Genomic DNA, 17,312 nt, shown 5'->3' on the forward strand with positions numbered 1-17,312 from the left:
GCATCGCCCGTCCGCCTCCGGAGAGGCGGTGAGCGTAGATGATCGGACGAACGCGTCTGCGTGCCGCCCGCCACCGGGCGGGCCCGCCGGACCCGCCGCCGCCCGGCCCGCCGCGGGGCGGCCCTACCCCGGGAAAGCCCCCGCCCAAGCCGCCACCCCCGACCCTGCGCCGCTGGCTGCTGCCCATCGGTGCCCTGCTCGCCCTGATCCTGCTCCTGGTCGTCCAGAGCCCCGGCCCGCGCGGCACCCGCTACGGCTACACCGACTTCCTCAACCGGGTCGGCGCCGGACAGGTCAGGACCGTGGACGTGACCGACACCGGCGGCGTCAGCGGCACCCTGAAGGACGGCACCCACTTCACCAGCCAGATCCCGACCGCCCTCGACACCTCCCAGCTCAGCCGATCCCTCGCCGACCAGCACGTGGACGTCACCGCCAGCCGCAGCGGCGGCAGCTCGATCTGGTCGACGCTGCTGCTGTTCCTCCCGCTGCTGGTCTTCGGCGCGCTCTTCCTCTGGTCCGGCCGGATGGCCGCCCGCTCGGTCACCGGCGGCCTCAGCGCCATCGGCCGCTCCCGCGCGAAGATCATCGAGGCCGAACGCCCCGCCACCGGCTTCGCCGACGTCGCCGGGTACGAGGGAGTGAAACAGGAGGTCAGCGAGGTGGTCGACTTCCTGCGCAGCCCCGACCGCTACGCCGCCGCCGGGGCCAAGGGGCCGCGCGGGGTGATCATGGTCGGGCCGCCCGGCACCGGCAAGACCCTGCTCGCCCGCGCCGTCGCCGGCGAGGCCGAGGTGCCGTTCCTCTCCGTGACCGGCTCCGGCTTCGTCGAGATGTTCGTCGGCGTCGGCGCCTCCCGCGTCCGAGACCTCTTCGACGAGGCCCGCAAACGCGCGCCGTCCATCGTCTTCATCGACGAGATCGACGCCGTCGGCGCCCGCCGCGCGGGCGGCTCCCGGCTCGGCGGCAACGACGAGCGCGAGCAGACCCTCAACCAGCTGCTCGCCGAGATGGACGGCTTCGACCAGAGCACCGGCATCGTCGTCATCGCCGCCACCAACCGCCCCGACGCCCTCGACCCGGCCCTGCTGCGCCCCGGCCGCTTCGACCGCCAGGTCACCGTCCCGCTGCCCAACCAGCGCGAACGGGCCGCGATCCTGGCCGTCCACGTCCGCGGCAAGACCCTCGCCCCGGGGGTCGACCTCGACCGGATCGCCCGCGGCACCCCCGGCTTCTCCGGCGCCGACCTCGCCAACCTGGTCAACGAGGCCGCCATCAACGCCGTCCGCGCCGAACGCGCCACCATCACCGCCGACGACCTCGACGCCGCCCGCGACCGCGTCCTGCTCGGCCGCCGCGAGTCCTCCAACGCCCTGCTCCCCGAGGAGCGCCACTCCGTCGCCGTGCACGAGTCCGGACACGCCCTGATGGCCGCGCTCTGCGAGCACGCCGACCCGGTCGCCAAGGTGACCATCCTCCCGGCCGGCGTCGCCCTCGGCGCCACCGAGCAACTCCCCGAGGCCGAGCGACACCTGTACAGCGAGGCCTACCTGACCGACCTGCTCACCGTCCAACTCGGCGGACGTGCAGCCGAGTTGGTCGTCTTCGGCGAGGGCTCCACCGGCGCCGCCAACGACCTCGCCAACGCCACCGCCGTCGCCACCCGGATGGTCCGCGAGTTCGGCCTCTCCCCGGAACTCGGCCCGGTCGGCTACTCCTCCGGCTCTCCGCACTACCTCGGCGATAGCCCCGAGGACCTGCTCCGCCGCCCCTACTCCGAGGAGACCCAGCGCGCGATCGACCAGGCCGTCGCCCGCCTGCTGCGCCGCGCCGAACAGCGCGCCGTCGGCCTGCTGCGCGAACACCGGCACCACCTCGACGAGTTGGCCGCCCTGCTGGTCGCACAGGAGACGGTGGACGGCGCGGTCGTCCTCGACATCCTGAAAAGGCCCGGACCCACGACGGGATAGCCCGCGGCCTCGGGCGGTTCGGCGGCCGGGTGCTGCGCACGCCCGGCCTGCTCGCGCTGGTGGAACGGCCCACGGGGTGATCACCACGCGGCTACGATCGGAGATCACGAACCGAAGGGGGAACGCGGGATGGCCGACGCGCTGCACGAGGTGACGTCGATGCCGGTGGCCGAGGTGGTCGGCGGGCGCGACGAGGTGTACGACGACGGCTGGGGGAGCGTCGCCGCGATCATCCGGCTGGACGCCGAGCAGTTCACCGAGGAGGCGCTGTACGGGCTGGAGGCGTTCTCCCACCTGGAGGTCGTCTACCACTTCGACCGCGTCCCCGTCGACAAGGTGGAGACCGGCGCCCGGCACCCGCGCGGCAACACCGACTGGCCGCTGGTCGGCATCTTCGCCCAGCGCGGCAAGAACCGCCCCAACCGCCTCGGCGTCTCCCGCTGCACCCTCCTCCGGGTGGACGGCCTCGACCTGCACGTCACCGGCCTCGACGCGGTGGCCGGCACGCCGGTGCTCGACATCAAGCCGTACCTGGCCGAGTTCGGCCCGCGCGGCGAGGTCCGCCAGCCCGCCTGGTCGACCGAGCTGATGCGCGACTACTACGACGCCGACTGACGCACACCGAGGGGGGAACCGGCATGACGCAGGAACGACTCGCCGTGGTCTCCGGCGGCGGAACGGGCATCGGACGGGCGATCGCCGCCCGGCTCGCCGCCGACGGACACCGGGTGGCGATCCTCGGACGGCGGGCGGCCGTCCTGGAACAGGCCCGGGACGCGATCGAGCGGACCACCGGCCCGGGACGGATCATCCCGCTGGCCGGGGACCTCACCGACCCGGAGGCCGTCGAGGCGATCGCCGCCCGGACCGCCGAACTCGGCCCGCTGGACGTCCTGGTGAACAACGCCGGTGCCATCGTCACCCCGCCCGCCGACGGCAGCCTGGCCGCCCTCGCCCGCTCCTGGCGCCAGGACCTGGACGGCAACCTGCTCACCGCCGTCCTCCTCACCACCGCCCTCCAGGACCGGCTGAGGCGGCCCGGCGGCCGTCTGGTCGTCATCAGCTCGGCCGCCGCCCAGCGCGGGGGAGCCGGCCCGCACTCGGCCGGCTCCTACGCCGCCGCCAAGGCCGGGCCTGCACGGCTGGGCCTTCGGCCTGGCCCGGCAGCTGGGCCCGGACGGCATCACCGTCAACGTCCTCGCGCCCGGCTACATCGAGGACACCGAGATCTTCGGCACCGGCTGGAGCGAGGCCTTCCACGCCGGGAAGATCGCGGACACCCTCGTCGGCCGCGCCGGCACCCCCGATGACGTGGCCGAGGCGGTCGCCTACCTCGCCTCGCCCGCCGCCGGCTACCTCACCGGCCAGGTCATCGGCCTGAACGGCGGTGCGGTGCTCGGCCGTTGAGACGGCGCCGCGTCCGGGTCGCGGGCGCCGGGCCCAGGCACCGCGATCACCGGCCCCCACGGCGCGTACGAGTGACGCCGTGGCGTGCACCGCTGCGCGCGCCCCCTGTCGCCGCAGGGGTGGACGGTCTTGTCTGCTGACCGTCGACAGTCCTCGGCGACCGGCCGGTTCCGCGAGCGGAGTACCGGCCGGTCGACGCGTCGCCGAGTGGACCGCCCGTCAGTCGTCGTCGGCGTCGGCGCTGGCGGAGGGCTGGCCGGCGGGCTTGATGCCGAGCTTGGTCTCGGCGGTGGTCCAGTCGGTGGTGATGGCCTGCTGGGCGGCGGCGAGGGTGACCTGACCCTTGCAGATCGCCATCTTCAGGTGCGTCTCGACGGTGTCCTTGGGGTTGTTCGGCCCCTTGCCCGGGACGTGGTCCGGGGACGGCGGCTGCACCCAGAGGTTGCGCGGGTCGTTCGGGTCTCCGCCCAGCTGGAGGCTGATCAGGTGGTCGTACTCGGCGTCACCCATCGGCCCGGTGTAGCCGTAGGACTTGGCGTTCTCGGCCTTCTCCTTGCCGGTGATGCTCGCCGGCGGGCGGATGGTCGAGGTGTAGCCGCCCGGCTTGCAGATGGTGTCGTTGACGGTGGCCTGGGTCACCGCCGGGCTGGTCGCGCCCGGGGTGCAGTTCGGGTCGGGCAGCGGCTGCTTGTCGGCGGTGTAGCGGTACTTGCAGGAGCCTGCGGCGGGCTGCTGCTGCACGTCGTACGAGCTCTTGGGGCCGGGCCCGACCGGGATCGCGTGGGCGCCCGCCGCGTCGACGGCGGGCGGGGCCGAGCTGTGCGAGGCCGGTTTGGCGGTGTGACCGCCGCCTGGCGAGCAGCCTGCGGCTGCGGCGAGCAGGACGGCCGCGGCTATCGCCAGGGCACGGCGAGCGGGAGCCGGCACGAATTCCTCCAGGTGGTGTGCGTGAGCTGCGGGCCCGGCGGGTGTGCCGAGTGCCGCGCCAGCGGACACTACCGTGTCGAAGGGGCCGAATGGGTGACGCCACGTCCGGGCGCGGAAGGGGCCGGCCCGTACCGGCCCCCACCTGACGTCAGTGCGCCGCGATCCAGTCCGTGACCAGCTCGTCCAGCACACCGAGCGGCAGGCTGCCGTGCCCGATCACCTGGTGGTGGAACTCCCGGATGTCGAACCGCTCGCCGAGGGCCTCCCGGGCCCGCTCCCGGTGGCGGACGATCTCCCGGCGGCCGATCAGGTAGGCGGTGGCCTGACCGGGCCAGGCGATGTAGCGGTCGATCTCGTTGCGGACGTTGGCCTCGGTGGTGGCCGTGTTGTCCCGCATGAACGCGATCGCCCGCTCCCGCGACCAGCCGAAGTGGTGCAGGCCGGTGTCCACCACCAGCCGGACGGCTCGCAGCGCGTCCAGCGAGAGCATGCCGAAGCGGGACAGCTCCGAGCTGTACAGCCCCATCTCGTCCGCCAGCCGCTCGGTGTACAGGCCCCAGCCCTCGACGTGCGCGGTCATCTGCCCGCTCGACTTCTGCCGGAACTCCGGCAGGTGGCGCAGGGTCTGCGCGACGGCGATCTGCAGGTGGTGGCCCGGCACGCTCTCGTGGAAGGCGATCGCCTCGTACTCGTACGTGAACCGGGTGTCCGGGCGCAGCGTGTTGATCCAGTGGGTGCCGGGCAGGCCGCCCGGGCCCGGCGGCTGGTAGTACGCCAGCGGCGCGGTCTCCGCCTCGATCGGGTCGATCTCCCGGGTCACGCAGTCGGCGATCGGGTAGGCGCGGAAGTAGTCGGCGCCGGCGCGGCGGGCGCGCTCCAGCGCGTCGTCGACCAGGGCGACGATCTCCTCGGCGCTGCCGAACCGCAGCGCCGGGTCCTCGCGCAGCGCGGCCAGCACGCCGTCCGGGTCGCCGATGCCGAACACCGTCGCGCCCAGCTCGGCGAACTCCTCGCGCAGCGTCGCCACGGTGTCCAGGCCGATCCGGTGGATCTCCTCCGGGGTCAGCCCGGGCCGGGTGAAGCGGGCGACGGCGTCGGCATAGCCCTCGGTGCCGCCGGGGACGTGGCAGACGCCCGCCTCGTCGTCCGGCCGGGCGCCGGGTGCGAGCCGCTGCGCCAGGCCCGCCCGGTAGCGGGCCACCGCGGGGCGGATGCCGTCGCGCACGATCGTCCTGGCCCGTTCCGCCTCCCGGCGGCCCTGCAACGGGCGCAGCAGCTGGTCGTCGGCGAGGCTCCCGGCGAGGTAGGTGTCGAGCTGTGCGATGGCGGCGTCGACGCCGCTGCGCAGGGGACGGCGGCCTTCGGCGGCGGCGTCCAGGTAGCGCTGGAGGTGGACGTCGAAGTAGGCGGGCAGACCGGCCAGCCGCTCCAGGTAGGAGTCGGCGCCCTCCTGGTCGACGGCGGTCATGGCGAGCGACTGGAACGCCGCGTTCTGCGGCGCGGTGATGGTCGCCGAGACGCTGAAGTCGGCCAGCCCGTGGGTGATCTCGCCGGTGCCGTTGTCGATCAGCCGGCCGAGGACGCCGTGTGTGACGCGGTCGTCCGTGTCCAGCCCGTCGACCGGTATCGCGGCGAGGCGCGTCCCGAGGCCGCGGAGCACCGCGCGGTGCGCCAGCGCGGCCTCCCGGGACGGATCCGGCACCTCGTGGGCGTGCCCGGCGACTCCGCTGAGCGTGGCTTCGAACGGGTCGTGCGCGTTCGCGGCGGCGAAGTACTCCTCGGCGAGCTCGACGAGCTCGGCCTGCTGAGTCCGGTCGGTCATGTCGCTCCCGGGTCCGAAGTGGTGGACGTGACGCGGGTTCCTGGGGGTACCCCGGTGGCGCCGATTATTCGGATGCGGTGCGGGCCCGGTCAATAAGGGGCCGGGAAGTGAATTCCTTGTGGCATTTACCGCGGTATCCGTGCGGATACCGCGATATGACCGAATGTCATCCCATGCCCGGCCGAGCCGACTCGCCAGGTCGACAGGCCGCTGACGGACCGCCGGAAGACCGCCGAACGTGCGGTCGCCCCCGGCCGGAGCGGCGCGGGGGCGACAGGGGATGCAGGGGTCAGCCGGCCTTCGCGGCCTTGGCCGCGGCCTCCTTCTCGTGCTTCTCCTTGATCCGCACGGTCTCCTTGCGGACGTCCACCTGGTTGGCGCGCTCGTGCTGGAGCCAGAGCGGGTTCTCGGCCTTGATCGCCTCGATCTGCTCGGTGGTGAGGGCCTCGGTCACCCCGCCGCGGGCCAGGCCCGAGATGGAGACGCCGAGCTTGGCGGCGACCACCGGGCGCGGGTGCGGGCCGTTCTTGCGCAGCTCCTGGAGCCACTGCGGCGGGTCGGCCTGAAGCGTGTTGAGCTCCTCGCGGGAGACCATGCCCTCGCGGAAGCCGGCGGGGGCCGCGTCGAGGTAGATCCCCAGCTTCTTGGCCGCGGTGGCCGGCTTCATGGTCTGGCTGGTCTTCTGCTTGAGCGATGTCATGGAGACAAGGGTAAGGGAGTGTGCGAGCGCTTCCGGTCACGGTCGGTAGCCTTGCCCTGTGACAGACATGCAGGTGAACCCGTCCTTCCGGCTCGCGTACGTCCCGGGCGTGACCCCCGGCAAGTGGGCGCGCGTCTGGGGCGAACGGCTCCCGGACGTGCCGCTCGACCTCGTCGCGGTCCCCTCCACGGACGGCGAGCGCTCCCTGCGCGAGGGCGACGCCGACGCCGGGCTGGTGCGGCTGCCGGTCGACCGGGACGTGCTCAGTGCGATCCCGCTGTACACCGAGACCACCGTCGTCGTCTTCCCGAAGGACCACTGGCTGGCCGCCGCCGACGAGGTCGCGCTCGCCGACCTGGCCGACGACGTCGTCTTCCACCCGCTCGACGACACCCTCGGCTGGACGGACCTGCCCGGACGCCCCGCCATCGAGCGCCCGGCCACCACGGCCGACGCGATCGAACTGGTCGCGGCCAACGTCGGCGTGCTGCTCGTGCCGCAGTCCCTCGCCCGGCTGCACCACCGGAGGGACCTCACCTACCGGCCGGTCGCGGACGCGCCGCAGTCGCAGGTCGCGCTCTCCTGGCCGCAGGAGCAGACGACGGACCTGGTGGAGGAGTTCATCGGGATCGTCCGCGGGCGGACGGTCAACAGCTCGCGCGGACGCGGGGCCGTGCAGGCGGCGGCCGAGCCCGAGCCCAAGAAGAAGGCGACGCAGCCGCGGAAGCCGCAGCAGCAGAAACCGCAGCCGCAGAAGAGCGGGGCGAAGCCCAGGCCGAAGCCGAAGGCGGCCACCGCCAAGCGCGGCAAGCCGAAGCGCCGCTCCTAGCGCTCGGGCGCCGGCGGTACCGAGGCGATCGTCAGCCGTCGGACTTGATCTTCTTCATGGTCAGGTGAGAGGTGACCCGCAGTACTACTGTCTGCGCGACCTGCCCCTCACCGACCCGCGCGCGCTCGCTCCGGTCATTGCTCTTGCCGTCACCGTGGGCCTGCATCTGTGGCGCCGCAACGCCCTGGTGAGCATCGCGGTGGGCACCACCGTGAACGTGACGCTGGCCAGTACGGTTCTGGCTCGCTGAGATTCCCGCAGTTCCGGCCGCGCGCGGGCGATGCGTTTCAGCGCCGGCGGGTGAGCGTGGCGGTGAAGGGGCGGGGGGACAGCGAGGAACTGCGACGGGGGCGGACGGGCCGGCCGGGAGTGGGCGTGACCGTCCAGTGGGCGGCGATGGTGGCGACGGCGAGGACGGCCTCGGTGGTGCCGAAGGCGTCGCCGATGCAGCGGCGGGCGCCGGCGCCGAAGGGGGCGTAGGTGCCGGGAGTGGGGCGCGGGGTGGCGAGCCAGCGGTCGGGGTCGAAGCGGTCGGGCGCGGGGAAGAGGTCGGCCCGGCGGTGCAGCAGGTACGGGCTGAAGAGGATGGTGGTGCCGGCGGGGATCCGGTGGCCGCCGAGTTCGGTGTCGGCGGCGACGGTGCGGCTGAGGAGCCAGACGGGCGGGTAGAGCCGCAGGGTCTCGGTGACGATGCGGGCGGCCAGCGGCAGGGCGGGCAGGTCCTCGTGGCGGGCCGGACGGCCGTCGAGGACGGTGTCGAGCTCAGAGTGCAGGCGGTCGCGGATCGCCGGGTGGGCGGCGAGCAGCGGCCAGACCCAGGAGAGGGCGGCGGCGGTGGTCTCCATCCCGGCGAGCAGGAAGGTGACCACCTGGTCGTGGATCTCGGCGTCGGACAGCGCCTGCCCGTCCTCGTCGCGGGCGGCGAGCAGCACGGACAGCAGGTCGTGGTGGTCGGTGCCGGCCGCGCGGTAGTCGGCGACGAGGCGCCGGGTGATCTCGGCGAGGTCGGCGCGGGCGCGCCGGTAGCGGCGGTTGCCGGGGGTGGGGATCCGGCCGACGCCGGGCAGCGGCATCATGACCCGCCGGGCGACGCCCCGGGTGACGACGTCCATGCTCTCGTGGACGGGCAGCGAGCCGGCCCGTTCGTGTGCGGCGAAGAGGCAGCGGGCGGTGACGGCGGTGGTGAGGCGGTACATGGCGGCGGGGACGTCGATCACCTCGCCGTTGCGCCAGGGCACGGTGACGCCGGCGATCTCCTCGGCCATCAGGGCGGCGTAGCCGGGCAGCCGGTCGCGGTCGAACGCGGGCTGGAGCATGCGGCGTTGGCGGTGGTGGGTGGTGGCGGAGCAGGTGGCGAGGCCGTCGCCGAGGACCTCGCGGGCCTTGTCGAGGACCAGCCCGCCCTTGTCGTAGACGCGGTGCTCGGTGAGCATCCGGCGGACCAGGTCGGGGTGGCAGGCGACGTACGCGTCGAGCGGGCCGAGCCGGAGCCGGACGAGGTCGCCGTGGGCGGGCAGGCCGGCCACGAAGTCGTACGGGCGCCGGACGAACGCGGGCACGTGGCCGAGCAGGGGCAGGGCGCCGGGGGCGGTGGCCGAGGTGTACTGGCTGGTCAAAGGCGTCACCTTGGGGTTGCGAAGATCGATGATCGTCAGCTTCCCCGGCGGTGATCACCAAAACGGCCGCCGACCGGCGAATGGGTGAACGCGGGGGCGTGCGGCGAACGCCCGTGCGCCGTCGGGTTGTTGACCCCGCCACGAGTCCCCGGCGGCGGCGCGGGCTACCCGCGGTCGCCGTCGCGCGCCTAGACTGCGAAGCTCTTGCGAGACTACCAGTCAGTAGGGAATGGGGAGTTCGGATGGCCGACGAGCGGGCCCACGCGTTCACCGACGACGCCCTCGGCGCGCACGACGCGGTGGCGCTGGCCGCCCTCGTGCGGGCCGGCGAGGTCAACCCCCGGGAGCTGGTCGCGGCGGCCGTCGACCGCGCCGCGCGGATCGACGACACGCTGATGCCCGTCGCCCACACCTCGTACGAGCAGCCGCGGATCAGCAGGGAGGGCATCGGCGGGCCGCTGTGGGGCGTGCCCACCTACCTCAAGGACAACGTGGACCTGCGCGGCCTGCCGACCGCCATGGGCAGCGAGGCGTACCGCGCCCGCCCGGCCCGGCGCAACGCCCGCTTCACCGACCAGTTCCTCTCCACCGGCCTGGCCGTCCTCGGCAAGACCCGGCTGCCCGAGTTCGGCCTCAACGCCTCCACCGAGTTCGCCGCCGCCCAGCCGGTGCGCAACCCGTGGAAGCCCTCGCACTCGCCCGGCGCCTCCTCCGGCGGCGCGGCGGCCCTGGTGGCGGCCGGTGTGGTGCCGATCGCGCACGCCAACGACGGCGGCGGATCGATCCGCATCCCGGCCGCCTGCTGCGGACTGGTCGGCCTCAAGCCCACCCGCGGCCGGCTGGTCACCAACGCGCAGGGCGGCAAGCTGCCGATCGACATCGTCACCGACGGCGTACTGACCCGCTCGGTCCGCGACACCGCCGCCTTCTTCGCCGCCGCCGAGCGCCACCACCGCAACCTGGACCTGCCGCCGCTCGGACTGGTCGAGGGTCCGGGGGAGCGGAAGCTGCGGATCGGCCTGGTCGTCGACTCGCCGATCGCCAAGACCGACGAGCAGACCCGCCGGGTCGTCGAGGAGACCGCCGCCCGGCTGGAGGCGATGGGCCACCACGTCGCCCCGGCCACCCTGCCGTTCGGCGAGGAGTTCTCCCGCGACTTCGTCTCGTACTGGGGCTACATCGCCTGGGTGATCGCCCTCACCGGCAAGCTGATCCTCGATCCGAGCTTCCGGACCGGGAGGCTCGACGGCCTGACCACCGGTCTGCGCCGCCGCTTCCAGAGCGAGTTCCGGCGCACCCCGGGCGTGCTGCGCCGGCTGCGCCGGGCCGAGGCGGCGTACGCCGGGATCTTCCACGAGCACGACGTGATCCTCTCCCCGGTGCTCGCCCACGTCGCCCCGCCGATCGGGCACCTGAGCCCGAACGTGGCCTTCGACGAGCTCATCGAACGGCTGCTGCGCTACGTCGCCTTCACGCCGGTCAACAACGTGACCGGCGGCCCCGGCATCGCGCTGCCGGCCGGGGCGGCGGCGAACGACCTACCCATCGGCGTCCACCTCTCGGCGGCGCACGGGCAGGAACGGCTGCTGCTGGAGCTGGCGTTCGCGCTGGAGGCGGACCGGCCCTGGCGCCGCATCCAAGGCTGACCGTCCGGAACCGACCGTACGGAACCACCGTCTACGCCGGCTACCGGGCCATCGCCCGCGCCGCGTGCACCTCGTGGTGCAGCCGGGCCAGTGCGCAGTCGGGCGCGATCGCACCCTCGGGCGGCTCGGGCAGCACCTCGCCCGTCCGCAGCGCCTCGGCCAGGTCGGCCAGCTCCCGCGCGACCGCGCCTACCTCGGCCGGGGACGGCACCGGCGCGCCGTGTTCGACCCGCACCCGGGTCGCGGTCGTGGTGTCCACGATCCGCTCGACCGCGATCACCAGCGGCCACCACGCCTGCGCCCGCGCCGCGACCGGCGGCGGCTCGGTGAGCGCCCGCTGGAACTCGCTGCGCACCGCCGACAGGTCCCGGTAGAGCCGCCGCCGGTACCGGGCCCGGGCCGGCTCGTCCCGGCCCGGGCGGGTCGTGAAGGCCAGCGACACGTACGAGGCGGTGTCCGCGACGGCGTCGGCCAGCCGGTCCCCGATCCGCGTGTGCCAGGACTCCGGCCACAGCAGGTAGCCGGCCAGCAGCGAGATCGCACAGCCGATCAGCGAGTCGTACAGCCGGGGCAGCACCAGGTGGAAGCCCTGGTGGTTGAGCAGGTCGGAGAGCAGCAGGATCACCGGCGTGATCGCCGCCGTCTGGAACGCGTACCCCTTCGCCGACAGTGCCGGGATCAGCGCCGCCAGCACCGCCATCATCGGCACGTCCCACCAGCCGCGCGGCACCTCGGCCAGCACCGGCATGGCGATCAGCAGCCCGGCCGCAGTGCCGAGCGCGCGCAGCACCGCCCGGGAGAACACCGAACCGAAGTCGGGCTTCATCACGAAGGTCACGGTGAGCGCCACCCAGTACGAGCGGGGCACCGCGATCACCGACACGAGCACCTGCGCGAGGCCGATGCACAGCGCCAACCGGAGCCCGTACCGCCAGGACGCCCCGGACAGCAGCAGCGCCCGGGCCGCTCGCCGGGCCCGGTCGCGCAGCCCGGCGGGCCGGCCGAGCCGGTCGGCGGTGGCGTACGGATCCGGCTCGGGCTCGTGCACCACCGTGGCCGCGTGCCCGATCGCCTCGTCCAGCGCGCGGGTGGACGGCCCGCCGGGCTCCGGCAGGACGGGCGCCGGGGCGGGCCCGGCGCGGCCCTGCTCGACGGCGTCCGCCAGCTGCCGCACCGCCGCCGGGTAGGCGGCCGGCAGCGGGCCGAGCTCGGTGGGGCGCAGCTGCGCCGCCGCGGCCGCCTCGACCACCGGGATCACCGCGTTGAGCTGCGCGAGCAGCCGCACGAGTGTGCGCGAGCGCCCGTGCCGCCGGGCCCGGCGGGCGAGCAGCACGTCGTACGCGTGGTTGAGCGAATCGGTGAGCGCCCGCCGCTTCTCGTCGTACCCGCGCGAGCCGGTGGCCTCCAGCAGGTCGGCGACCGCCCGGTACGTCCCGGCGACGACCCCGCGTTCGGGCGTGCCGGCGCGCAGCGGCCAGGCGATGAGGCTGAGGACGAGCACCACGCCGCCGCCGGTCAGGAGCAGCAGCGGCGGCAGCCACCACGGGGACGGCAGCGGCAGGCCCGCGCCCACCACCGCGTTCAGCAGGAGGAGCAGTCCGGACACCGAGGCGACCGCGCCGATCGACGAGATCATGCCGGATACCAGCGCGATCAGCGTCAGCACGGCGACGGCCGTCCAGCCCTCGCCGTACACCACGGCGCCGAGCAGTACCCCGAGGGCGCCGACCAGTTGCGGCACCGCGATGTTGAACACCCGCATCCGGTAGGCGTCCGCGGTGTCCCCGATGACGCCGGACAGCGCGCCCATCGACACCAGCGCGCCGTACCCGGTCCGCCCGGTGGCCGTCCCGACGGCGAGTGGCGCGCTGAGCGCCACCGAGGCCCGGGCCACCGCCGCCCACGGGACCGGCGCGGCCTGGGGCCGCAGGCTCTCGGTCAGCCAGCTGGGCGGAGCGAGCCGGGTGGCTCGGGAGCGGCGTGCCATACGGCCAACGTACGGCGGCGTGGCGACACCGGCGCCCCCGCGGTGCGGCCTGCGTCAGAAGTCGTAGCGTGTGGGGGACTGCAGACCGAGGCGTGGCGCGGCGGCCGGTCGTCAGGATGTGCGGGGACGATCTCCGCAGTTCGTGGTGGCACGGGGCCGGGAGGGAAGTACAGCGGATGGAAAGCCAGGGTCGGAGCCGGACGGCGCTCGTCGAGGACCTGATGGAGCGGTTCCCGGAGGTGCCCCGGGAGGCGGTGATCAAGGAGGACCTGCTGCGCGGCGGCATGGCCTTCGACGAGTCCGCGCTCAGCGGCAGCGGCGGCACGGGGGAGGGGGAGGTCAAGCCCAAGTCGTACTTCATCTTCTCCTTCGACCACCGCACCCTGCCCGAGCTCGGCGCCGCCGCGCTCAACCGGCCGCCGGAGGAGATCGTGCTGACCGGCGGCCCGTACGGGCTGCGCCGCACGGTGGTGTCGGTGCGGGTCAACCCGGACTCGCCGTACCGGGTCGGCGCGGGCGAGGACGGCACGCTCGGCCTCTACCTGGACGGCGCGCGGATCGCCGACGTCGGCCTGCCACCGATGCCGGACTACTACCGGCACACGCTGGCCAACGGGAAGTCGGTGATGGAGGTCGCGCCGACGATCCAGTGGGGCTACCTGATCTACCTGACGGTCTTCCGGGTGTGCCAGTACTTCGGCGCCAAGGAGGAGTGCCAGTTCTGCGACATCAACCACAACTGGCGCCAGCACAAGGCGGCGGGCCGCCCCTACACGGGCGTCAAGCCGGTGGAGGAGGTGCTGGAGGCGCTGGAGCTGATCGACCGTCACGATCCGGCCCGCACCTCGCAGGCCTACACGCTGACGGGCGGCTCGATCACCTCGCACGTCGGCGGCATGGGCGAAGCGGACTTCTACGGCCAGTACGCGAAGGCCATCGAGGAGCGCTTCCCGGGGCGGTGGATCGGCAAGGTGGTGGCGCAGGCGCTGCCGCGCGAGGACGTGCAGCGCTTCCACGACTACGGCGTGCGGATCTACCACCCGAACTTCGAGGTGTGGGACAAGCGGCTGTTCGAGCTGCACTGCCCGGGCAAGGAGCGCTACGTCGGCCGGGACGAGTGGCACCGGCGGATCCTCGCCTCGGCCGAGGTGTTCGGCCCGTCGAACGTGATCCCCAACTTCGTGGCGGGGATCGAGATGGCGAAGCCGTTCGGGTTCACGACGGTGGACGAGGCGATCGCCTCGACCCGGGAGGGGCTGCGGTTCTTCATGTCGCACGGCGTGGTGCCGCGGTTCACCACCTGGTGCCCGGAGCCGACCACCCCGCTGGGGAGGGCCAACCCGCTGGGCGCGCCGCTGGAGTACCACATCCGGCTGCTGCAGACGTACCGGGCGACGCTGGAGGAGTTCGGCCTCTCCTCCCCGCCCGGTTACGGGCCGGCGGGGCCGGGCAAGGCGGTGTTCTCCGTGAGCTCCTTCATGGATTCGCTGACGCGCTGACCACTTGGCGACCGTCTCGCCCGGCACGCACACGACGGAGGCGTCGACGTGCCGGGCGAGAGCTTGCAGGGGAGTAGCCGGGCATGCGGGGCGGCTATCCCCGGAGCGCCGAACTCCCTTGCGCGGCATAGAGCCCGGGCCCGCGTCACCGCGGAAGCCGCTGACACCTCGGACCGCCAGCCGGAGGCATTCTGACGGTGCGTCTTCTAAAGTCGCTGCGGTACGACACGACCGTACGCAGCCGACCCGCGCACCGAGAGGAAAGCACCGCCATGACCGAGCAGGCACCCGAGCCGTTCGAGCCCGTCGACGAGGACTGGCAGACCGCCCTGGCCGTCGTCGCCCACCCCGACGACATGGAGTACGGCGGGGCCGCCGCCGTCGCCCGCTGGACATCGCAGGGCAAGCGAGTCGTCTACGTGATGGTGACCAGCGGCGAGGCCGGGATCGACTCGATGGGCCCCGAGGAGTGCGGGCCGCTGCGCGAGGCCGAGCAGATCGCCTCCGCCGCCCTGGTCGGCGTCGACACCGTCGAGTTCCTCGGCCACCCGGACGGCATGCTGGAGTACGGGCTGCCGCTGCGCCGCGACATCGCCCGCGCGGTGCGCCGGCACCGGCCGGACATCGTCATCACCAGCAACTTCCGGGAGACGTACGGCGGGACGTTCCTCAACCAGGCCGACCACGTCGCCGTCGGCCGGGCCACCCTGGACGCCGTCCGGGACGCCGGGAACCGGTGGGTGTTCCGCGAGCTCCTGGAGGAGGGGCACGAGCCGTGGAACGGCGTCCGGCAGATCTGGGCGGCGGCCTCCCCGCTCTCGCGGCACGCCGTGGACACCACCGCAACCTTCGACCTGGGCGTGGCCTCGCTGCAGGAGCACAAGGCGTACCTGGCCGGGCTGGGCGGGGCGATGGCCGACGCGCGCGAGTTCCTGGAGAGCTTCGGGCGGGGCGCGGGCAGCCGGCTCGGGGTGCGCTTCGCGGTGCCGTTCGAGGTGTTCCCGCTGCGTTAGTCCGCGGACCCGTCCGATCCGTCGCCGCTCGCTTCGTCGGCGTCGGCTTCGTCGGCGTTCGCCTCGCCGGCGCCGGTGTCCTCGCGGCGCCGGCGACGGTAGCGCACCACCTGCCGGACCAGGAACGCCGCGACGAGCACCCCGAGCGCGATCGCGAACCACAGCTGGTAGCGGATCGCCGTCCGGTAGACCGTGCCGATGTTGGCGCCGGCCACGTACCCGAACGTCCCCCAGACGGCCGTCCACAGCGCCGCGCCGAGCAGGTTGAACGGCTGGAAGCGGCGCCACGGCATCTCGGTGGTGCCGGCGATGATGCCGTTGGTCTGGCGCAGCCCGTCCACGAAGCGGGCGACCGTGACGACCTTCCCGCCGTGCCGGGCGAAGAAGCCGTCGGCGCGTTCCATCCGGGCCGGGGTGAGCAGCACGTAGCGGCCCCAGCGGTGGACGAATGCACGCCCGCCGGTACTGCCGATCAGGTAGCCGAAGGTGTTGCCGAGCGAGGCCGCCGCGAAGGCGATGATCAGCACGGCGGCGAAGTCCAGGTGCCCGGTGCCGGCGTAGACGGAGGCGAGCACCAGGATGGTCTGCCCGGGCACCGGGATGCCGCAGTTGTCCAGCAGCACGAGCAGCGCCACCGCCAGGTAGCCGTAGTGGTCCAGCAGTGGCGCGAGCCCGGCAAGTGCGCCGGGCAGCGGGGCCGACGGGGCGGACACCGCGACTCACCACCTCGCCCCGGCCGGGTGCGCGGTGGAGGGGGTGTGGGTCAGTGGTCCGCCTTGCCGGGCTCGATGTTGCAGTCGGGGCCGGGGTAGATCAGACCTTCGTGGCCGTCCTCGAAGCGGACCAGGTAGGGCGGCTCGCCGTTGAGCCCGCGCACCTCCGTAATGATGCCCTTCTGGTCCACCATGCCCACCGACCTGCTGTGGATGTGGAGCTGGTCACCTACAGCTGCGTGCATTGGTCTGCTCCTCGGGTAACGGTTGGCCGCGTCCGCGGCCGGTCTGCTTCCACTCTGCTGCGCGGGGAGCGGCCTCGCAACGGCTCGGGCGGACGGGTTGGGACGGGTTCCGAGGGAGGGTGGGGCCTCGCGGCCGGCCTCAGGCCAGCTGTTCCACCAGGTAACTGCGGACCAACCGCTTGCATTCGGCGATCAGCGCGGGGTCGCCGTCCGGGTCGCCGCGGAAGGCCAGTTTGAGCACCGCGTCGGCGGCCTCCAGGGCCACCCGGAGGGCGAGCGTGAGGGTGGCCGGGTCGTTCGTGGTGAACAGCTCGCCGCCGAGCGCCTGGAGCCGCAGGGCCACGGCGGTGTTGTTGTCCACCCCGGCGTCGAGCAGGTGCTGGTCGTTTCGGACGTCGGAGGGGACGGCCGGTCCGGCGAGGCCGAAGTCGAGCTTCCCGAAGCCGGGCACGGCGCGCTTCATCGCGACGAACTCCTCCACCGCCAGATCGGTGAACCGGGCCGGCCCGACCGGGGCCGCGTCCGCCAGCCGGTCGTCCAGCCGTTGGAGGTACTGGTCGAGGTTGCGGGTGGCGAGCGCGGCCAGCAGGTCCTCCTTGCCGGCGAAGAACTGGTACAGGGTGCCGATCGGCACGTGGGCGCGGGCCGCGACCTCCTTGGTGGTGAGCGCGGTGGCGCCGACCTCGTCGAGCAGCCCGGCGCAGGCGTCCAGGATCCGGCCGTACCGCTCCTGGCTGCGCTGTTGCACCGGCCGCCGCCGTGGATGAGTCCTCGTGTCCCCGCTCATGGGGGTCACTGTGCCGCATCAGGCGCACCGGCGGCGAATCACGCTCGGCGCACCGCGGCAATTGATTGACAAACTCAACCTTTCAGGTCTAGCGTCGCAATTGCTTGAAGTGATGAAACATTGATGTGTGCCAGCCATCCCGAAGCATCGC

General features: G+C 73.5%; 16 protein-coding genes and 1 pseudogene. 9 read left to right on the forward strand and 8 right to left on the reverse strand.

Annotation, left to right across the window (positions count from 1 at the left end):
- Positions 1–38 precede the first annotated feature (38 nt).
- The 4 genes and pseudogenes from ftsH to F7Q99_RS43285 all read left to right on the forward strand — a co-directional run bounded on the left by ftsH (position 39) and on the right by F7Q99_RS43285 (position 3,377).
- On the forward strand, positions 39–1,970 hold the full coding sequence (ftsH, locus tag F7Q99_RS26105) for an ATP-dependent zinc metalloprotease FtsH (protein WP_153465272.1): 1,932 nt from the start codon (positions 39–41) through the stop codon (positions 1,968–1,970).
- Positions 1,971–2,099: 129 nt separating this feature from the next.
- Positions 2,100–2,585: an SAM-dependent methyltransferase gene (locus tag F7Q99_RS26110; protein ID WP_230210320.1), complete on the forward strand. Its 486-nt coding sequence runs from the start codon at positions 2,100–2,102 to the stop codon at positions 2,583–2,585.
- 23 nt (positions 2,586–2,608) lie between these two features.
- Positions 2,609–3,043 (forward strand): annotated as a pseudogene (locus F7Q99_RS43280) (SDR family NAD(P)-dependent oxidoreductase); the annotation flags it as partial.
- 109 nt (positions 3,044–3,152) lie between these two features.
- Entirely contained in the window at positions 3,153–3,377 is a 225-nt protein-coding gene (locus F7Q99_RS43285; protein ID WP_326847262.1) for an SDR family oxidoreductase, read from the forward strand.
- 219 nt (positions 3,378–3,596) lie between these two features.
- Here F7Q99_RS43285 and F7Q99_RS26120 read toward each other — a convergent pair whose 3' ends face one another.
- From F7Q99_RS26120 to F7Q99_RS26130, 3 genes are all read right to left on the reverse strand, one after another.
- Positions 3,597–4,304, reverse strand: a complete 708-nt coding sequence (locus tag F7Q99_RS26120; protein ID WP_326847123.1) for a hypothetical protein — start codon at positions 4,302–4,304, stop codon at positions 3,597–3,599.
- Between the two features lie 148 nt (positions 4,305–4,452).
- Positions 4,453–6,126 carry a DUF885 domain-containing protein gene (locus F7Q99_RS26125; protein WP_153465274.1) on the reverse strand — a complete coding sequence of 558 codons (1,674 nt, stop codon included), beginning with the start codon at positions 6,124–6,126 and terminating at the stop codon, positions 4,453–4,455.
- Positions 6,127–6,415: 289 nt separating this feature from the next.
- Positions 6,416–6,826, reverse strand: a complete 411-nt coding sequence (locus F7Q99_RS26130) for a DUF5997 family protein (protein ID WP_153465276.1) — start codon at positions 6,824–6,826, stop codon at positions 6,416–6,418.
- A 67-nt stretch (positions 6,827–6,893) separates the two neighbouring features.
- Between F7Q99_RS26130 and F7Q99_RS26135 the strand changes: the two genes are divergently transcribed.
- Together F7Q99_RS26135 and F7Q99_RS26140 are read left to right on the forward strand one after the other, a co-directional pair.
- Entirely contained in the window at positions 6,894–7,655 is a 762-nt protein-coding gene (locus F7Q99_RS26135; RefSeq protein WP_153466640.1) for a LysR family substrate-binding domain-containing protein, read from the forward strand.
- Positions 7,656–7,719: 64 nt separating this feature from the next.
- Positions 7,720–7,905 carry an AzlD domain-containing protein gene (locus F7Q99_RS26140; RefSeq protein ID WP_407697834.1) on the forward strand — a complete coding sequence of 62 codons (186 nt, stop codon included), beginning with the start codon at positions 7,720–7,722 and terminating at the stop codon, positions 7,903–7,905.
- Positions 7,906–7,942: 37 nt separating this feature from the next.
- On the opposite strand, the gene F7Q99_RS26145 is transcribed toward F7Q99_RS26140, so the two are convergent.
- Positions 7,943–9,271: a cytochrome P450 gene (locus tag F7Q99_RS26145; protein WP_230210321.1), complete on the reverse strand. Its 1,329-nt coding sequence runs from the start codon at positions 9,269–9,271 to the stop codon at positions 7,943–7,945.
- A gap of 242 nt (positions 9,272–9,513) precedes the next feature.
- Here F7Q99_RS26145 and F7Q99_RS26150 point away from each other — a divergent pair, with 242 nt between their 5' ends.
- Entirely contained in the window at positions 9,514–10,917 is a 1,404-nt protein-coding gene (locus F7Q99_RS26150; protein WP_153465278.1) for an amidase, read from the forward strand.
- Between the two features lie 40 nt (positions 10,918–10,957).
- On the opposite strand, the gene F7Q99_RS26155 is transcribed toward F7Q99_RS26150, so the two are convergent.
- Complete coding sequence (locus tag F7Q99_RS26155; protein ID WP_153465280.1) at positions 10,958–12,904, reverse strand: FUSC family protein; 1,947 nt, start codon at positions 12,902–12,904, stop codon at positions 10,958–10,960.
- Between the two features lie 176 nt (positions 12,905–13,080).
- Here F7Q99_RS26155 and F7Q99_RS26160 point away from each other — a divergent pair, with 176 nt between their 5' ends.
- On the forward strand, positions 13,081–14,403 hold the full coding sequence (locus F7Q99_RS26160; RefSeq protein ID WP_153465282.1) for a radical SAM protein: 1,323 nt from the start codon (positions 13,081–13,083) through the stop codon (positions 14,401–14,403).
- A gap of 272 nt (positions 14,404–14,675) precedes the next feature.
- Positions 14,676–15,416: a PIG-L deacetylase family protein gene (locus F7Q99_RS26165; RefSeq protein WP_153465284.1), complete on the forward strand. Its 741-nt coding sequence runs from the start codon at positions 14,676–14,678 to the stop codon at positions 15,414–15,416.
- Here the strand turns inward: F7Q99_RS26165 and F7Q99_RS26170 are convergent.
- The 3 genes from F7Q99_RS26170 to F7Q99_RS26180 form a co-directional block, all read right to left on the reverse strand.
- Positions 15,413–16,129 (reverse strand): DedA family protein, encoded by a 717-nt coding sequence (locus tag F7Q99_RS26170; protein WP_326847124.1) that lies wholly within the window; start codon positions 16,127–16,129, stop codon positions 15,413–15,415. The genes F7Q99_RS26165 and F7Q99_RS26170 overlap by 4 nt on opposite strands.
- A gap of 50 nt (positions 16,130–16,179) precedes the next feature.
- Entirely contained in the window at positions 16,180–16,374 is a 195-nt protein-coding gene (locus F7Q99_RS26175; protein ID WP_153465286.1) for a DUF1918 domain-containing protein, read from the reverse strand.
- Between the two features lie 139 nt (positions 16,375–16,513).
- Complete coding sequence (locus F7Q99_RS26180; protein WP_153465288.1) at positions 16,514–17,161, reverse strand: TetR family transcriptional regulator; 648 nt, start codon at positions 17,159–17,161, stop codon at positions 16,514–16,516.
- Positions 17,162–17,312: the final 151 nt, after the last annotated feature.

This window comes from Streptomyces kaniharaensis, from assembly GCF_009569385.1.
GTDB classification, from domain to species: domain Bacteria; phylum Actinomycetota; class Actinomycetes; order Streptomycetales; family Streptomycetaceae; genus Kitasatospora; species Kitasatospora kaniharaensis.